The sequence below is a fragment of the Streptomyces sp. NPDC048696 genome (assembly GCF_043198895.1).
GTDB lineage: Bacteria > Actinomycetota > Actinomycetes > Streptomycetales > Streptomycetaceae > Streptomyces.
In genome coordinates this window covers 81,969-100,075 of sequence record NZ_JBICVJ010000005.1, presented here as the reverse complement: position 1 = coordinate 100,075, position 18,107 = coordinate 81,969, and the positions used below count along the sequence as shown (strand labels likewise).

The 18,107-nt window shown below is 72.6% G+C and carries 10 protein-coding genes; 7 read left to right on the top strand and 3 right to left on the bottom strand.

From position 1 onward, the window contains the following. The first annotated feature begins 159 nt into the window (after nucleotides 1-159). On the top strand, nucleotides 160-4,236 hold the full coding sequence (locus tag ACGFRG_RS12095) for a ribonuclease E/G (RefSeq protein WP_393263373.1): 4,077 nt from the start codon (nucleotides 160-162) through the stop codon (nucleotides 4,234-4,236). Nucleotides 4,237-4,308: 72 nt separating this feature from the next. Here the strand turns inward: ACGFRG_RS12095 and ACGFRG_RS12090 are convergent, their stop codons facing one another. Then, entirely contained in the window at nucleotides 4,309-6,132 is a 1,824-nt protein-coding gene (locus ACGFRG_RS12090) for a hypothetical protein (protein WP_361430022.1), read from the bottom strand. A 341-nt stretch (nucleotides 6,133-6,473) separates the two neighbouring features. Here ACGFRG_RS12090 and rplU point away from each other — a divergent pair, with 341 nt between their 5' ends. The 4 genes from rplU to ACGFRG_RS12070 all read left to right on the top strand — a co-directional run bounded on the left by rplU (nucleotide 6,474) and on the right by ACGFRG_RS12070 (nucleotide 10,638). After that, entirely contained in the window at nucleotides 6,474-6,794 is a 321-nt protein-coding gene (rplU, locus tag ACGFRG_RS12085) for a 50S ribosomal protein L21 (RefSeq protein WP_015033583.1), read from the top strand. Between the two features lie 14 nt (nucleotides 6,795-6,808). After that, entirely contained in the window at nucleotides 6,809-7,063 is a 255-nt protein-coding gene (rpmA, locus tag ACGFRG_RS12080; protein WP_049715810.1) for a 50S ribosomal protein L27, read from the top strand. 127 nt (nucleotides 7,064-7,190) lie between these two features. Beyond that, nucleotides 7,191-8,630 (top strand): GTPase ObgE, encoded by a 1,440-nt coding sequence (gene obgE / locus ACGFRG_RS12075; RefSeq protein WP_361430023.1) that lies wholly within the window; start codon nucleotides 7,191-7,193, stop codon nucleotides 8,628-8,630. A 271-nt stretch (nucleotides 8,631-8,901) separates the two neighbouring features. After that, nucleotides 8,902-10,638 (top strand): stealth family protein, encoded by a 1,737-nt coding sequence (locus ACGFRG_RS12070; protein ID WP_361430025.1) that lies wholly within the window; start codon nucleotides 8,902-8,904, stop codon nucleotides 10,636-10,638. A gap of 82 nt (nucleotides 10,639-10,720) precedes the next feature. Here ACGFRG_RS12070 and ACGFRG_RS12065 read toward each other — a convergent pair whose 3' ends face one another. Together ACGFRG_RS12065 and ACGFRG_RS12060 are read right to left on the bottom strand one after the other, a co-directional pair. Next, nucleotides 10,721-13,537, bottom strand: coding sequence for a stealth conserved region 3 domain-containing protein (locus tag ACGFRG_RS12065; RefSeq protein ID WP_361430026.1), 2,817 nt, complete (start codon nucleotides 13,535-13,537; stop codon nucleotides 10,721-10,723). Continuing rightward, entirely contained in the window at nucleotides 13,534-14,544 is a 1,011-nt protein-coding gene (locus tag ACGFRG_RS12060) for a hypothetical protein (RefSeq protein WP_361430027.1), read from the bottom strand. Before ACGFRG_RS12060 ends, ACGFRG_RS12065 begins: the two co-directional genes overlap by 4 nt. Before the next feature lie 218 nt (nucleotides 14,545-14,762). Here ACGFRG_RS12060 and ACGFRG_RS12055 point away from each other — a divergent pair, with 218 nt between their 5' ends. Together ACGFRG_RS12055 and galE are read left to right on the top strand one after the other, a co-directional pair. Further along, entirely contained in the window at nucleotides 14,763-16,904 is a 2,142-nt protein-coding gene (locus ACGFRG_RS12055) for a PIG-L family deacetylase (protein WP_361430029.1), read from the top strand. 185 nt (nucleotides 16,905-17,089) lie between these two features. Further along, nucleotides 17,090-18,064 carry a UDP-glucose 4-epimerase GalE gene (gene galE / locus ACGFRG_RS12050; protein WP_361430030.1) on the top strand — a complete coding sequence of 325 codons (975 nt, stop codon included), beginning with the start codon at nucleotides 17,090-17,092 and terminating at the stop codon, nucleotides 18,062-18,064. The last annotated feature ends 43 nt before the right edge of the window (nucleotides 18,065-18,107 follow it).

Here is an 18,107-nt window from a genome sequence, read left to right as displayed (position 1 = left end):
CAGGCCGTACGTACATCGCGGACGGAACCGGCGAGCCGGACATACAGCTCCCGTGCGGCGCCCGCGCCCCGGACGACGGCACCCGCGCACATCACGCGGTCGTGCCGCCGGACCGGACCAAGGCGCGGCGCCCGGGAGCGTGACGGGAGCTACGCCCGCATGCTTGAGAACGAGAAGAACGAACCCGGCGTGACCGGGGACGACAACAGCCCCAGCGACACGCTGCCGCCGCGCCGCAGGCGCCGCGCGGCGTCGCGGCCCGCCGGTCCGCCGGGTGCCGCCACCGGCGACGCCCCCGAGGCGACGACGGAATCGGCCCCTGTCGCCGAGACCCCCGCGGCCGCCGCCGAGCCGGAGGCCGCCCCGGCGCGCACCCGCCGCCGTGCCACCCGCAAGGCCACCGCTCCGGCGGGCGCCCCCGTGGTCGAGGAGACCCCGGCCGCCGCCGAGGAGATCGCCGAGGCCCCCGCCGCGGCCGCTGCCGAGCCGGAGGCCGCACCCGCCCGTACCCGTCGCCGCGCCACCCGCAAGGTGACCGCGCCCGCCGGTGCGCCCGAGCAGGCCCCCGAGGTCGTCGAGGCCGCCCCGGTCGTTGCCGAGGCCGAGGAGGAGCCGGTCGTTGAGGCCGCTCCGGCCCGTACCCGCCGTCGTGCCACCCGTAAGGCCACCGCGCCCGCCGGTGCGCCCAAGGCCGCCGAGGAGGCCGTGGAGGTCGTCGAGGCCGCCCCGGTCGTCGCCGAGGCCGAGGCCGAGGAGGAGCCGGTCGTCGAGGCCGCCCCGGCGCGTACCCGCCGTCGTGCCACCCGTAAGGCCACCGCGCCCGCCGGTGCCCCCGCCGCCGAGGAGGCCCCGGCCGCCGTCGGCGCGCCGCCCGCCGTCGCCGCCGAGGACCCGGTCGCGTCGCCTGCCGAGGAGGCCGCTGTCGTGGCCGCCGCCGAGGAGCCCGCCGCGCCCGCTCGTACCCGCCGCCGTGCGACCCGTAAGGCCACCGCGCCCGCCGGTGCGCCGAAGGCCGCCGAGGAGATCGTCGAGGCCGCGCCGGTCGTGGTCGAGGCCGTCGTCGAGGCTCCCGCAGCAGAGGCTGTCGAGGACGAGGCGCCGCGTGGGCGCACCCGTCGCCGTGCCACCCGCAAGGCCACCGCGCCGCAGTTCACGCCGGCCGCCGCCGAGGCCGCCCCGGCGAAGGAGCCGCAGGCCGCCGAGGCCGAGGCCGAGGCCCCGGTCGCCGAGCCGGTCGGCCGGTCGCGCCGCCGCGCCACCCGCCCCGCCGTCGCCGTCTTCCAGGCGCCGGTCTTCCACGAGCCGATGTTCCAGACCCCGGAGACCGCCGCGGCCGCCGCCGCGCGGGCCGCCGTCGAGGTCGAGGACGAGACGGAGGCCGAGGAGGAAGAGGCCGTCGTCGTCGAGGTCGAGCAGGCCGAGCCGCAGGGCCCCTCGCGCCGTCGCCGCCGCCGTCGCGGTGAGCCCGCCGAGGCCGCGCCCGAGCCGCAGGCCCCCGTGGCCGAGGCCGTCGAGGAGGAAGCGGAGGAGGAGGCCGAGGAGGCCGCCGAGGAGCACGAGGACGACCGTCCCTCGCGCCGCCGCCGCCGTGGTGGCCGCCGCCGTCGCCGGGGCGAGTCCGCCGGCGCCGAGGGCGAAGAGGGCGCGGAGGAGGCGGAGTCCGAGGAGTCCGCCGAGGCCGAGCAGGCCGCAGGCGAGCAGTATGACGACGAGGACGAGGAGGCCGACGGCACCCCGTCGGCCGCCGGTACCAGCAGCAGCCGTCGCCGTCGTCGGCGCCGTCGCCGCAGCGGTGACGGTGGTGACCACGAGGCCGGTACGGGTTCGGACGACCCGGAGCGTACGGTCGTCAAGGTCCGTGAGCCGCGCCCGGCCCGCGAGAAGGCCGAGCCGTCCGACGAGGTGCAGTCCATCAAGGGCTCGACCCGTCTGGAGGCCAAGAAGCAGCGCCGCCGCGAGGGGCGCGAGCAGGGCCGCCGCCGGGTGCCGATCATCACCGAGGCGGAGTTCCTGGCGCGCCGCGAGGCCGTCGAGCGCGTGATGGTCGTCCGCCAGAGCGGCGAGCGCACCCAGATCGGCGTCCTGGAAGACAACGTGCTCGTCGAGCACTACGTCAACAAGGAGCAGGCCACCTCGTACGTCGGCAACGTCTACCTGGGCAAGGTCCAGAACGTGCTGCCGTCGATGGAGGCCGCCTTCGTCGACATCGGCAAGGGCCGCAACGCCGTCCTGTACGCCGGTGAGGTCAACTTCGAGGCGCTGGGCATGGCCAACGGGCCGCGCCGCATCGAGGCCGCGCTCAAGTCCGGCCAGTCGGTCCTGGTGCAGGTCACCAAGGACCCGATCGGTCACAAGGGCGCCCGCCTGACCAGCCAGGTCTCGCTGCCCGGCCGCTACCTGGTGTACGTGCCCGAGGGCTCGATGACCGGCATCAGCCGCAAGCTCCCGGACACCGAGCGCGCGCGTCTGAAGACCATCCTCAAGAAGATCGTCCCCGAGGACGCGGGCGTCATCGTGCGCACCGCCGCCGAGGGCGCGAGCGAGGACGAGCTGCGCCGCGACGTCGAGCGCCTCCAGGCGCAGTGGCAGGACATCCAGAAGAAGTCCAAGCAGATCTCGACCTCCGCGCCGAGCCTGCTGTACGGCGAGCCGGACATGACCGTCCGCGTCGTGCGCGACATCTTCAACGAGGACTTCTCCAAGGTCATCGTCAGCGGTGACGAGGCGTGGGAGACCATCCACGGATACGTCTCGCACGTCGCCCCGGACCTCACGGACCGGCTGTCGAAGTGGACCTCCGAGGTCGACGTCTTCGCGACCTACCGGATCGACGAGCAGCTGATGAAGGCGCTGGACCGCAAGGTCTGGCTGCCCAGCGGCGGTTCGCTGGTGATCGACAAGACCGAGGCGATGATCGTCGTCGACGTCAACACCGGCAAGTTCACCGGCCAGGGCGGCAACCTGGAGGAGACCGTCACCAGGAACAACCTGGAGGCGGCCGAGGAGATCGTGCGTCAGCTGCGGCTGCGCGACCTCGGTGGCATCGTCGTCATCGACTTCATCGACATGGTCCTGGAGTCCAACCGGGACCTGGTGCTGCGGCGCCTGCTCGAATGCCTGGGCCGTGACCGTACGAAGCACCAGGTCGCCGAGGTGACCTCGCTGGGTCTGGTCCAGATGACCCGCAAGCGGGTCGGCCAGGGTCTGTTGGAGTCGTTCTCCGAGACCTGCGTCCACTGCAACGGGCGCGGTGTGATCGTGCACATGGAGCAGCCGACCTCGGTCGGTGGCGGCGGCAACGGCAAGCGCTCGAAGAAGCGCGGCCGTGGCGGCGCCGGTGAGCACGAGCACGCCCACGAGACGCACGAGCACGAGGTCGTCGACACCGAGGTGGACGGCGAGGTCGTCGAGACCGAGGCGGAGGTGGCGGCCGAGGTCGCGGCTCCGGTCGCGCTCGCCGAGCCCGCGTTCGTCCCGGACGAGGAGCTGTACAACAGCGCGGCCGAGGCGGAGGCGGCGGCCCGTGGCGGCCTCCCCCGAGGCCTTAAGGGCCAGGGAGGTGCCCCCACCCGCCGCCGGGCGACCCGCAAGGCGTCGGCCCCGGCCGGTGCGCCGCGCCGGGCCGCCGAGCCGGCCGTCGAGGCCGAGCCGGTCGTGGAGCCGGTGGCCGAGGCCGAGCCGGAGCCGCAGCCCAAGGCGGTCACCGTCGCGTCGTTCATCGAGGACGAGGCGCCGCGTGGGCGCACCCGTCGCCGGGCCACCCGCAAGGCGACCGCCCCGGCGGGCTCGCCGGTCGCGGCCGAGCCGGTCGTGGTGGCCGAGCCCGAGCCCGTGGTGGCCGAGCCGGTGGCCGAGGTCGTCGTGGCCGAGCCGGTCGTCGAGCCGGTGGCCGAGTCCGCTGTCGAGGAGGCGCCCGTCGCCGCCGCGCCGCGGGCCCGTCGCCGGGTGACCCGCAAGGCCACCGCGCCCGCCGGTTCGCCCTCGGGCGCGCAGGAGGCGGCGGTGCTCGTGGTCGAGTCCGCCCCGGCGGCCGAGCCGGCCGTCGTCTCGGAGCCGGAGCCTGCCGAGGAGGCGGCCCCGGTCAAGAAGACGGCCCGCAAGGCGGCGAAGAAGGCCCCCGCGAAGAAGGCGGCCGCCAAGAAGACGGCGGCCAAGAAGACCGTGGCGAAGAAGACGACCGCGAAGAAGGCGGCGGCCAAGAAGTCCGCCGCTGCGGAGTCCTCGGCCGACAGCTGAGCAGCACTCAGGTAGTACGCCGAAGGCCCGGTCCCGGATTCCCGGGGCCGGGCCTTCGGCGTTCGGCGGACGTTACGCGCGCCGCCCGCGCCAGGCCGTCCGTAGCTGGCTCGTCAGATACAGGGACGCCAGCGTCGGGATCGTGGCCCGGTACGGGTCCGGGGTCGTCCAGGCGTACGCCGACGCCGGGACCAGGACCGCCAGGGCCGCACAGCGCAGACGCCACCAGCGGCGGGTGCGCGGGATGGGGATCGCCGGGGTGCCCAGGTCCGTGGACAGGGAGTCGCGCAGGCCGCGCAACACGCCCCGGCGGGCCAGGAGTTGGGCGCCCGGGGCGGTGCGAAGCACCTCGTCGCGCTCGCCGAAGCCGGGCGGCAGCGGCGGCAGGCCGAGCGCGGCCAGGACGTCGGCCTGGCGGCGGGCGGGGGAGTCCGCGCCCCGCAGCAGGGTCATCAGGGGCCGCGCGTCCGGGACCGAGAACGCCGCCGCGAGGGCCTGCGCGGTGGCCGCGGCCGCCGTGTGGTCGGTGACCGGGGCCGCCGGGTCCCACTGGTGCGCGGCGGTCTCCTTGCCCTTCTGCAGCAGCGTGAGGCCGTACCGCGACTCGGTGCGGCGCAGGACGAGGGCGGGCCACTTCTCGCCCGTGGTGAAGCTGTCGGCGGCGGCGGTGAGCCGGTCGTCCCCCGCCAGCGCCGCCCGTCGCCCGGGCGAGGGGTCCCAGGCGAGCTCCACGTAACTCATCCCGGTCCGCGCGGGCGCGATCCGCAGCGAGACGCCGCACATCAGCGCGGCCTCGGCGACCTGGTGCGGCGGGGCCGCGGCTATCGCCAGCGAGCGCAGCGCGGAGCTCACGGGCCGCTCGGCGCCGGGCCGGGCGGCGGGCCGCCGGGGCCGGGAGAAGAACGGCGTACGCGAGGCGAGCTGCATCCGTACGCCCGAGCGCAGCTCGATGAACTCGGTGCGCGGCTCGCCCAGATACGCCCAGGGATACGTCCGTGCCCGCACCCCGATCGCGCGGAACACATCGAGAGCCTCGGCCCAGCGCTCGTGCAGGATCAGCATCAGGACGAGGTGGTTGCGGAAGTCCGCGGCCTCCGGGTCGCCCGGCTCGTACCAGTTGGAGAGCTCCAGGGCCCGTTCCACCGCCGCGTCGATGCGAGGGCGCTCGATCGGGCTCTGGCGGGCCGGGTCGTCCGAGGCCACCACGTACTCGACGGCCGCGAGCAGCGGCAGCGCGTGCAGCTTGGAGCCGGGCAGCGCGCTCTCGGCGGCCCGCTCGGCGAACGCGAACATCTCGGCGTGCGAGCCGTACCACTTCTCCGAGAGGTACTGCAGGGCCGCCGCGTGGCAGCCGTAGTGGTGCGGGGAGCGGGCGGTGGCCTCCGCCCAGTACGCGTCGAACACCTCGCGGGCGGCCTGGCTGCCCCGGGCGTGGGTGAGCGCGATCTGCCACGGCACCGGGTCGGTCGGGTTGAGCCGGGCGGCCGCGGACGCCACCGGGACGGCGTCGCCGAGCAGCGCGAAGAACGCCTGGAACCGCTCGGGCCCCACGTCCCGGGCGCGCGCCGCGCTGCGCACCTCCCACGCCTGGTGGACGCAGAGCTCCGCCTTGACCAGCACCGCGTCGGGGTCCTCGGGCGACTCGGCGAGCCAGGCGTCCAGCCAGTGCGGGCTGTGCAGGGCGGCCGCGGCGAGCTGGGTCACATAGGTGCTGCGGCGCTCCCACTGGGCGTCCAGGCGGGTCGCGGCGAGCAGGGCGGCGGCGGGGCCGCGGTCCCCGGCGTGCACGGCGGCCAGCGCGTCGCGCATCGGGCCGTCCGGGGCGTCCAGCGTGACGGCCTCGTCGGGCGGCAGATCCGCGCCCACGGACGAGCCGTGGCGGAGCATGCGGGGCATGGAGAGCAGCGAACGCAAGGACACGAGCGTCCATTGAATCAGGAACGGCCGAGCCGGTTACCACGGGTCCGGCGCACGACCCCTCTCCTGCCCCTGCCCCGCTCCCCGCGCCGGCCCTGTCCTCCCCACCCGCCCGACCCGGTTTGACCCCTCGCCGCCACCCCCGTAACCTTGACCCTCGGCGTGTTTCCATGCGCGCCCGCCTCTGAGCACCTTCCTCCCGGGACCTGTTTTCCCAGGTACGGGGAGAGGCCGCTCGTCCACTCCGGATCATCTCGGGCCCCGGCCCGTGTGAGCGGCTGGCTTCAGGGGTTTCCGTTCCGAGCGAGAGAGAGATCCGCGTGTACGCCATCGTGCGCAGCGGTGGTCGCCAGCACAAGGTTGCTGTCGGCGACATCGTTGAGGTTGACAAGATTTCCACTGCCAAGGTTGGCGACACGGTCGAGCTCTCGACCCTGCTCGTTGTCGACGGCGACGCTGTCACCAGCGACCCGTGGGTGCTGGCCGGCATCAAGGTCACGGCCGAGGTCGTGGACCACCACAAGGGTGCCAAGATCGACATCCTTCGGTACAAGAACAAGACCGGTTACCGCCGTCGCCAGGGCCACCGCCAGCAGTACACGGCGATCAAGGTCACCGGCATCCCCGCGGCTGCGAAGTAAGGGACTGAGGAGACATGGCACACAAGAAGGGCGCATCGTCCACCCGGAACGGTCGCGACTCCAACGCTCAGCGGCTCGGTGTGAAGCGCTTCGGCGGTCAGACCGTCAACGCCGGTGAGATCCTGGTCCGCCAGCGTGGCACCCACTTCCACCCGGGCGCCGGTGTCGGCCGCGGTGGCGACGACACGCTGTTCGCCCTGCAGGCCGGTGCGGTGCAGTTCGGCACCCACCGTGGCCGCAAGGTCGTGAACATCGTTCCGGTCGCCTGACCGGTTCTCTCGTGAGGCGGACCTCACTTCCCGTACGGACCCCGTACGGGAAGCGGGTCCGCCTTTCGCGTGTTTCTAATGAAACACGGCATTACACAGACATTCCGTACGTACTGGAGGCAAGCCCATGACCACCTTCGTGGACCGCGTCGAGCTGCATGTCGCCGCGGGTAACGGAGGCCACGGCTGCGCCTCCGTGCACCGGGAGAAGTTCAAGCCGCTCGGCGGCCCCGACGGCGGCAACGGCGGCCGTGGCGGCGATGTCATCCTGGTCGTCGACCAGTCGGTGACCACGCTCCTCGACTACCACCACAGCCCGCACCGCAAGGCCACCAACGGTGCGCCCGGCGAGGGCGGCAACCGGTCCGGCAAGGACGGCCAGGACCTGGTCCTGCCGGTCCCGGACGGCACCGTCGTCATGGACAAGGACGGCAACGTGCTCGCCGACCTGGTCGGCCACGGCACCACGTTCATCGCGGGCCAGGGCGGCCGCGGGGGCCTGGGCAACGCGGCGCTCGCCTCCGCCCGGCGCAAGGCCCCCGGCTTCGCGCTGCTCGGCGAGCCGGGCGAGGCCCGTGACGTGGTCATGGAGCTCAAGACCGTCGCCGACGTGGCGCTGGTCGGCTACCCGAGCGCGGGCAAGTCCTCCCTCATCTCCGTACTGTCCGCCGCCAAGCCGAAGATCGCGGACTACCCGTTCACCACGCTGGTCCCGAACCTCGGCGTGGTGACCGCGGGCTCCACCGTCTACACCATCGCGGACGTGCCGGGCCTCATCCCCGGCGCCAGCCAGGGCAAGGGCCTCGGCCTTGAGTTCCTGCGCCACGTCGAGCGCTGCTCGGTGCTGGTGCACGTGCTCGACACCGCGACGCTGGAGTCCGACCGCGACCCGGTCTCCGACCTGGACGTCATCGAGGCGGAGCTCGCGCAGTACGGCGGCCTGGACGACCGGCCCCGCATCGTCGTCCTCAACAAGATCGACATCCCGGACGGCCAGGACCTCGCGGAGATGATCCGCGGGGAGCTGGAGGAGCGCGGCTACAAGGTCTTCGAGGTCTCCGCGGTCGCCCGCACGGGCCTGAAGGAGCTGTCCTTCGCGCTCGCCGAGATCGTCGCGCAGGCGCGCGCCGCCAAGCCCGTCCAGGAGGCCACCCGCATCGTGATCCGCCCCAAGGCGGTCGACGACGCGGGCTTCACGGTCACCTACGACGAGGCGGCCGAGGTCTACCGGGTGCGCGGCGAGAAGCCGGAGCGCTGGGTGCGCCAGACCGACTTCAACAACGACGAGGCCGTCGGCTACCTCGCCGACCGCCTCAACCGCCTGGGCGTCGAGGACAAGCTGATGAAGGCCGGTGCCCGCGCGGGCGACGGCGTCGCCATCGGGTCCGAGGAGAACGCGGTCGTCTTCGACTGGGAGCCGTCGATGATGGCGGGCGCGGAGATGCTCGGCCGCCGTGGCGAGGACCACCGCCTGGAGGCCCCGCGTCCCGCCGCGCAGCGCCGCCGGGACCGCGACGCGGAGCGGGACGAGGCGCAGCAGGAGTACGACGAGTTCAAGCCGTTCTAACGAGCTGAGCCTTCGTCTGCGGGCCGTGGTGGGTTGCTCGCGCAGTTCCCCGCGCCCCTTGAATGGGCCCTTCGGGCCCTCCCGGGGGCGCGGGGAACTGCGCGAGCAGCCCCCACCGGCCCGCAGCCGACGCACCCGGCCGCCCGCCAAGGGCTTTCGGGAAGGGGCGGGGCGGGGCAAAACCCGGCGTCCGGGCCCCAAGGCCCCGGCGGCATACTGGACACGTTCAGCAAACGTACGATGTCCAACGAACGTCAAGGAGCAGCCCCCCGTGCGTAATCCCGAGGCACCTCGACTGCTGGGGGTCTACCGGCGCGCCGTGCCCGAGAGCGTCCGCAAGGCGATCGTCTCGCAGGTCGACGCGGACATGCGGCGCCGAGTGAAGATGCGCATCGCGGGCGGCGCGGCCGTCGCCGAGAAGATGCGGGCCGCCCGGGTCACCAAGCGCTACCAGACCCTCGCCTCCGGCCCCGACCGCGCCGTCGTGCACGTCGGCAAGGACCCCAAGGTCGCCCTCGTCACCCCCGGGGTCACCCCGCTCCAGGCGCGCCGCGCCAACCTCGACACCGTGCTGCGCGCCCTGCACGCCGCGGGTCTCGACCACTTCTGCGTACGCGGCCGCTCCGAGACCGCCGCCGCCGTCGCCGTCCGCGAGGACGACCGCACCGCCGTACTGAAGGTGCTCGAAGCGCTCTGCGGCGACCAGCCCGGCTACGTCACCCACGTCAAGGGCAACAACCCGGTCCCCGAGACCTCCCTGCCGGGCTACGAGGACGCCACCTGGAAGCGGTTCAAGACCGCCGGGACCGTCCGCGTCACCTGGTACCGCACCGACCCCACCCACCGCCTCGTCCTCGGCAACCACTACGGCTGCGACGTCGAGTTCTGGCACGAGGAGGACGGCGAGCTGGTGCCGCCGCGCGTCGGCAAGCTCGCCGAGTCGCTGCACGCCGAGGGGCCCGCCGCCGTCGTCTCCGAGGCGTACTTCACCCACCTCGCCCCGCGCGAGGCCCCGGACGCGGCCCTGGTGCGCACCCGCGCCGAGTTCGCCATCCACCCCACCGACGAGATCACCTTCCCGATCGACGTCGTCTACACCTGGGTGAACGGCGCCGACCCCGCCTGGCTGCGCCGCCGCGCCCAGTTCGCGGGCGAGACCTACCACGCCGAGTCCGCCAACGCCGCGCGCTACCTCAGCCGCGACGAGCTGCGCTACTCGCTGCGCTCGCTGCACATGTACGCGCCCTGGGTGCGCAATGTGTACCTGGTGACCGACGACCAGACCCCGGACTGGCTGGACACCACGCGGCCCGGCATCAAGGTCGTCAGCCACAAGGAGATCTTCCGCGACCCGGGCCTGCTGCCCACCTTCAACTCGCACGCCATCGAGAGCCAGCTGCACCACATCGAGGGCCTCGCCGAGCACTTCCTGTACTTCAACGACGACGTGATGCTCGGCAACGAGGTCACGCCGCAGGACTTCTTCCTCTCCAGCGGCCTCACCAAGTTCTTCCCGTCGCCCGCGCTCGTCCCGCTCGGCGCGCGCAGCCCCCAGGACCCGCCGGTCGCCGCCGCCGGCAAGAACAACCGCCGCCTGATCGAGGAGCGGTACGGGGCGGTCGTGGTGCAGAAGATGAAGCACATGCCGCACCCGCTGCGCCGCAGCCTGCTCACCGAGATCGAGACGGAGTTCGAGCCGGAGTACCGCTACACCGAGGCGAGCCGGTTCCGCTCCGAGGACGACATCTCCATCTCCTCGTCGCTGCACCACTACTACGCGTACCACACGCAGCGCGCCGTTCCCTCCGAACTCCCGTACACCTACCTCGACTTGACGCACCCGTGGACCGAGACGCGGCTCGGCCGGCTGCTCGCCAACCGGGACAAGACGGTGTTCTGCGTCAACGACACGGTCTCCACGGAGTCGGACGTGCATGAGCAGAAGGACCTGATCACGCCGTTCCTGGACGCGTACTTCCCGGTCCCGAGCCCGTTCGAGAAGCAGTAGAAGCGGTAGCGGACGCAAAGAAAAGGGCCCTGCCCGCGACCTCCTCGGTCGCGGGCAGGGCCCTTTCGCCGTCCCGTACGGGTCAGTCCCGCTCGAACCGCGACTTCACCGGGAAGTACGCGCTCAGGAACGCCCGCAGTACGCGGTCCTGCTCCTCCACCGACACCTCCGCGTCGGCCGACTCGCCGATGCAGAACACGTCGTGGCCGCGCTCGGCCAGCAGCCGGGTCAGCACCGTGTGGTGCTCGTAGTTGCCCACGTTGATGTAGCTGCAGGAGATCGCCGACGGCACCGAGCTGCCGATTAGGTAGCCGTAGTGGTGGTGCAGCGACGACGTGATCGACAGGTCGGAGTTGGCGCGGAACGGGTTGGCGGCGGTACGGCCCACCTCGTCCGGGAACTTGTCCTCGATCTCGCTCAGCACACTGCGGCGCAGCGGGTGCGGCGCGTGCAGGAAGCTGGTGGTGGCGGTGCGCCCGAACGCCTGCTCAAGCAGGGCCCGGTTGTTCTTCGCGGCCGCGAAGTAGCCCTCGTCGTCCGGGGACGGCTCGGTCGGCGGCACGGCCGTCGGCGAGCGGAAGAACTTCGCCACGCCGTTGCTCAGGAAGAACGACGACGGGTTGAGCGGACGGCCGATGAACACATCGTCGTTGAGGTACAGGAAGTGCTCGGCCAGGCCGTCGATGTGGTGCAGCTGGCTCTCGATGGCGTGCGAGTTGAACGTCGGCAGCCAGGCCGAGTCCTTGAAGATCTCGCGGTGGCTGACCACCTTGATGCCGGGCTGCGTGGTGTCCAGCCAGTCCGGGGTCTGGTCGTCGGTCACCAGGTAGATGGTGCGCACCCAGGGCGCGAACATCTGCAGCGAGCGCAGCGAGTAGCGCAGTTCGTCGCGGTTGCGGAAGCGGACGTCGCCGCTGTCGGCGTCGTTGGTCGGCATGTTCCGGGCGCGGCGCACCGTGTCACGGCGCTGCTGCCACGCCGGGTCGGTGTCGTCGACCCAGGTGTAGACGACGTCGACCGGGTAGTCCACGTCCCACATCAGCTGCTTGGTGAACTGCGCCAGCGTCGGGTAGTCCCGCTCGCCGACCCGCAGCTTGGCGGTGGCCTCCAGGTTCGGCAGCCGGCGCCCGAGCAGGGTGGTCAGCCGCGGGGTCTCGCGCCAGCCGTCCTCCTCCGACTCGGCCCAGAACTCCAGGCTGCAGCCGTAGGCGGGCCCGTACCGAAGCGTGCGGCTCTCGGAGGTGACCGGCTTGAAGACGCGCAGCCCGGCGACCTCGCCGACCTCGCGCAGCCGCTCGGCGAGCACCGCGCCGGGCGCGGAGCCGCGCGGGGTGACCAGCTCGGCGTAGACGGGCTTGCCGTGCAGGGCGGTGGCCATCGCCTCCATCACCCGGCGGCGCTGCTCGACGGCCACGGCGACGCGGTGTGCGACACCGGCGTCGTGGCGCAGCAGGATGTACGGGATCCCCGCGTCCTCCAGGACCTTGGCGGTGATCTCCAGGTTGATCTGCGCCATGCGCGGGCCCGACAGGTCGTCGCGCTGCTCGGCGAGGCGGCCGGCGGAGCGGATCAGGGTCCGGTCCTGGGCCTGGAGCATCACCTCGCGGGCCTTCTGCTCGTCCGCCGAGTTCGCCAGGTGCGAGACGGGGGCGGCGACGCTGAAGCTGCGGGTGCCGCCGGCGGCGATGCGCAGCGCCGTGCGGTCGGCGCGCTGCGCCAGGCGCTCGGGGCTGTCGCGGCGGGCCACCAGCTTGGCGAACAGCTGCTCCCAGCGGGCGGTGATCTCCTCGCCGCCGAACCGCTCGTAGACACCCTTGCGGGCGGCCTGGCCGAACGCGTGCCGCGTCTCGTCCTCGCCCATCAGACGGGCCATCGCGACGGACAGCGAGTCGATGTCGCCGGGCGGCACGAGCAGGCCGTCCACGTCGTGGCGGATGATCTCGGCGGGCCCGGTGACGATGTCGTACGCGATGACCGGCACGCCGGCCGCGAACATCTCCAGGAGCACCAGCGGGAACGCCTCGTTGCGCGAGGGCAGCAGACAGACGCTGGCCTTGGCCCACTCCTGCTCCATCTGCGAGGAGCGGCCGACCAGTTCGATGCGCGAGTGCATGCCCAGGCCCTCGACGAGGCGGCGCAGACGCACCTCCTGCGGGCCGTCGCCGAAGATGCGCAGCTGCCAGTCCGGGAAGTCGGCCGCGATCCGCTGGAAGGCGTGGATGGCGTGGTCCAGCTGCTTCTCCGGGGTCATCCGGGCAGCCAGGACGATCGTCTTGGACTCCAGGTCGGCGCGCGGCCGGTAGCCGTCGGGCACCGCGTTGGGGATCGCGGCGAGCTCGGGGGCCGCGTCGCCCAGCGAGTCGGAGAACCAGTCGTTGGTGCGCTCGGTCAGCGACACCAGCGCGTCGATGCGCGGGCCGTGGACCAGCAGCGGCTCACCGGAGACGCCGCGCAGCTGGGAGGCGCGGTGCTCCTGGTGCACGGTGATCACCCGGGCGGGGGCGAGCTCGGCGGCCGCCGCCATCAGCGCCGGGGTGGTGGTGACCAGGACGTCGGAGTCGAGCGAGCCGAGGGCGGCCGTCATCTCGATGTCCGAGAGCCGGTCGAAGGTGGACTCCCAGGACGGCTTGATCAGCTCGCTGGGCAGCGACTCAAGGGTGCGGCAGGTGGCCTCGTCCAGGGTGCTGGTGCGCACCGGGCAGCCGTGCGATCCGGTCCTGTCCACCAGGTAGCGCCGCTTGACCTGCTGGGCGGCCGCGAAGAACGGCTCCGGGCGGGTCTTGAAGACGCTCAGCACCTCGACGTCGTGCCGGGGAGCGAGATGGATCGCCTGGGTGTAGGCGGCCATCTCGGTGCCGCCCATCTCGTCGCCCCAGGTGAGCAGAAACGTGATCTTCATGCAACTTCCTCTGCGCCACGGGGGGCGGTTCCGAATCCGGTACAGGACACGGCGAACACGCCGGCCGGGGTGACATAGGCGTGCACCCGCGCGAGCGAGCCGTTGTCGAGAGCGACGATACGGAACGGTGTCCGGTAGACCTGCTTGGGGTAACGCACATCGGTCAGCCGCCGGGTGATCTTCAGCCGGTTTCCGCCGGTCTTCAGATGCATGTCCCAGGTGCGGGTGGTGCGTCCCACGGCCATCTCGGCGAGCGGTACGTCGAAGGTGAAGCGGTCGCCGTCCCACTGGACGGGGGCCGAGACCGACTTGTTGCTGCGCCGCAGCACCGCCTCCGCCGTGTACTCGGAGACCGGGGCGCGGCCCGCGATGAGCCGGCCGTGCACCACGACCCGGTCCCAGTGCAGTTCGAACGAGGTCAGCTCGGCGTGGTGGCGCGGCCCGCGCACGCTCAGCATGGAGCGGCCGTCGACCGAGCGGACCGGGCGGAAGACCGCGCCGCTGGTGGGCGAGGGCGAGGTGGACAGCGTGGGGCCGTCCAGCGACTCGGCGGAGGCGGACGGGACCGCGGAGATCTTCGTCCGCAGCTCGCGGCCGTCACTCCCGGTGACCACGACCTCCATGCGCCAGGTGCCGGTCGAGAGCATCGGACCGCGCACCGCGGTCTCCGACGGGTCGTCGTGGCGCAGCGGCGCGGTGGCCGTCAGAAGGAGAGTTCCGTCACTCTGCGGCTCCTGCTCAAGGTCGACGTGCACGACCCGGCGACCGCGGGAGAATTCCAGGTGAGCGGCGCTGATGGCCTCGGCACGGCGGGGGAAGGCCACCGCGAAGTTGAGGGTGCGTCCACCGGAGACCGAGAAGTGCACCGCCTGGAGCAGCGGCCGCGGCTTGACGCCGTCGATGGCCGGTACGGTATGCATCTGCTCGACACGACGGCGCATACGTACTGCCGCGCGGCGCGCCCGCTTGGCGGCGCCCACCGCATAGGGCAGCAGTGAGTCACTCACGGTGAACCTAGCTCTCGTCTGGGCTAATGGTCAGCGTTGCATGCTGCCAAGATTGCGTAAGATCGGCAAGTTGCTTCGTAATTCTATCGATGCATCACGATTGCTTCATCGAGTGGAACCCAAACGAAGTTTCCTCCCTCTCCTCGGATGGCGGTCTGCTTGATCGCAGATGAACGTGAAGCGGGGAGTGGGAGAAGGACATGGGACGCTGGTCGAACATGGGACGCCAAGTGACGTCCCGGCGTACCGTGCTGGCCTCGATGGCGGGGGTAGTGGCCGCCGGCGCGATCGCCGGTTGCGACAGCTCCCACCCGTCTGCGAGAGGCGCGGCGGTCACCAGTCAACCACCGAAGCCGGTGTCGCTGCTGCCGGTCGACCGCCGCAGCAGCTTCGACGCGCCGGGCAAGCCGCTCGCCATGGCGGTCCTGGCGCACCCGGACGACGACCTGTTCTTCATGAACCCGGACACGCTCCACACGATCGAGCGGGGCGTCCCGGTCGTCTCCGTGTACGTCACCGGCGGCGGCTCCTACGGCGTCAACCAGGCACCCGGCGAGCCCAAGGCCCGCCCCGACGTGCCCGCCTACGTCTCCGCGCGCCAGCAGGGCCTGCGCCAGGCGTACGCCCGGATGCTCGGCGCGACCCTGTTCGCCCCCTGGGACCGCAGCGTCGTCAAGCTGCCCGGCGGACGCGCGGCCGAGCTCAACGTGCTGGAGCACAACGGCCGTCGCGCCGAGCTGATCTTCCTCGGCGTGCGGATGCACGAGAAGACCGCCCGCGGCTCGGTCGGCATGACCCAGCTGTGGAACACCCCCGGCGTGGTCCTGCGCACCCAGCCGACCCCGGAGTCGACGGTCCAGGAGACGTACACCTACAGCCGCGACGACCTCACCGAGACGCTGCTGTTCCTGATGCGCAAGTACCGGCCCACCCTGGTGCGCACCCTGGACCCGGACCCCGACGCCCAGGTCCACGACAAGCTCCACCCGCGCGGCAGCGACCAGGTCGGCTACTCCGACCACCCCGACCACACCGCCGCCGCCCTGTTCACCTGGCGCGCGCTCGCCCAGTGGGGCCAGGGCAGCTCCCAGGGCTCGCGCACCCCCGGCTTCCTCACCGAGGCCTACCGCGGCTACTACAACCAGCGCTGGCCCTACAACCTGCCGGGCGACACCGTCCACCAGAAGACCGAGTACCTCAACGACTACGGCGGCGCCTCCAGCTGGCAGTGCGGCAACGCCTCGGGCTGCGGCGACTACTCGGTCGGCCTCAACGGCGTCCTCAAGTCCAAGAAGGGCTGGGTCCGCTCCACCCACCGGCGCTACCCGACCGCCGGGCCCAAGGTCGTCCTCGACAAGGACGGCCGGATGACCGCGTACGCCGTGCTCGGCACCCGCGCCGCGCGCTGGCGCGAGTCCGGCCCCTACAGCGGCGGCTGGGGCGCGGCCGAGGACCTCGGCGGCGGCCCGCTGGCGCCCGCGCTCAGCGCGGTGGCCGCGGCCGACGGCCGCCACCTCGTCTTCGGCCTGCGCTTCACCAGCATGGGCCTGACCGACCCGGACGACACCCGCGAGATAGTGCTCCTCCAGCAGAAGACGCCCGGCGGCGCCTTCGAGGACCGCTGGATCAGCCTCGGCAACCCCGAGACCGACCCCCGGCGCACCCGCCTCACCGGCCCGCCGACCGCGGTGGCCGCCCCCGACGGCACCGTCCACGTCTTCGTGCGCAACGCCGCCAAGGGCATCAGCACCCGGGTCCGCGACAAGCAGGGCAAGTGGTCGCCGTGGGAGAAGCTGCCCGGCGGCGGCCAGATCCAGGAAGGCGTCAGCGCCACCGTCGACGGCGACGGCCGCGTCCACGTCTTCGGCTCCGCCTTCGGCTGGGTCGAGCACTGGACCCAGAAGGACGCGGGCGGCGCCCTGGTGCGCGCCGCGCGCAACCTGCGCACCCGCCCCGGCGACTCGCCCGCCGCGGCCACCGCCAAGGACGGCACCGTGCTGCTCGCCTACCCCAAGCCGTCCAGCGACCAGATCAACGTGTCCCAGCTGCGCGGCGGACAGGCCGGGCGCTGGACCGACCTGCCCGACCAGAAGGTCACCGGTTACGGCCCGGTCGCCCTCGTCGACGGCCAGGACCTGGCCACCGGCGGCGTCATGCTCAGCGCCCGCTCCGGCACCGGCGCGGCCGAGTACCTCGACAGCGGCAAGCAAGTCGGCCTCCACGGCGACGTGTCCACGGGCCTGATGGTCGGCGCCCCGGCCGTCGTCCAGGGAGCGGGCCAAGGTGTCGCCGTCGTCACCCTCGGCCTCAACACCGCCCCCGCGGTGACCAGGGTCCCGCCGCGCGCGGGCACCGTCTGACCGACACACCGGTCCGCCCCGCCGAGCCGGGGCGGACCAGGAGCGAACAGGGGCGTGCGGGCCATTCCCGTACGCCTCGTCCGCGCGCCCGCCCTCCCCGTGCGCGCGGACGGCGGCACCCGTGGCGTACGTACGAAAAGTCACACGCGACCGGAGCGCCGGAGGTCACCTCCTAGACTGTCCGTATGACTTGGATGATCACAGGCGGTGCCGGTTACATCGGATCTCACGTGGTGAAGGCCCTCGTCGACGGCGGTGACCAGGTCGTCGTCCTCGACGACCTCAGCACCGGCGACCCGGCCCGGCTCCCCGAAGGCGTCCGCCTGGAGCGCGGCTCCGTCCTCGACCGGGACGTGCTCGACCGCGTCCTGCGCGAGCACGAGGTGGACGGTGTCATCCACATCGCGGGCAAGAAGCAGGTCGGCGAGTCCGTGGAGCGCCCGCTGCACTACTACCGCGAGAACGTCGAAGGACTGCGCACGGTCCTGGAGGCCGCCGCCGACGCCGGCGTGAGCCGCTTCCTGTTCTCCTCCTCCGCCGCCGTCTACGGCATGCCCGACGTCGACCTCGTCACCGAGCAGACCGAGTGCCTGCCGATGAGCCCGTACGGCGAGACCAAGCTCGCGGGCGAATGGCTCGTCAGCGCCGTCGGCAAGGCCCACGGCATGGCCACCGCCTCGCTGCGCTACTTCAACGTGGCCGGCGCCGCCAGCGCCGAACTCGGCGACCCCGGCATCTTCAACCTCGTCCCGATGGTCTTCGAGCGGCTCACCGACGGCAAGGCGCCGCTGATCTTCGGCGGCGACTACCCGACCCCCGACGGCACCTGCGTACGCGACTACATCCACGTCGAGGACATCGCCTCCGCGCACGTCGCCGCCGCCCACCGCCTCGCCGAGGACCCCAGCGCCGCGCTCATCCTCAACATCGGCCGCGGCGAAGGCGTTTCGGTCGCCGAGATGATCGAGATCATCCGCGACGTGACGGGCATCACCGAGCCCGCCCCCGAGACCGCGCCGCGCCGCCCCGGCGACCCGGCCCGCGTCGTCGCCTCCGCCGAGCTCATCACCAAGGAACTCGACTGGGCGGCCCGCCACGACATCCGCGAGATGGTCTCCTCCGCCTGGCAGGGCTGGCTGCTGCGCCACCCGCGCGGCTGACCGTGACGCGGGGGCCCCGCCGCGTGGCGGGGCCCTGCGCACC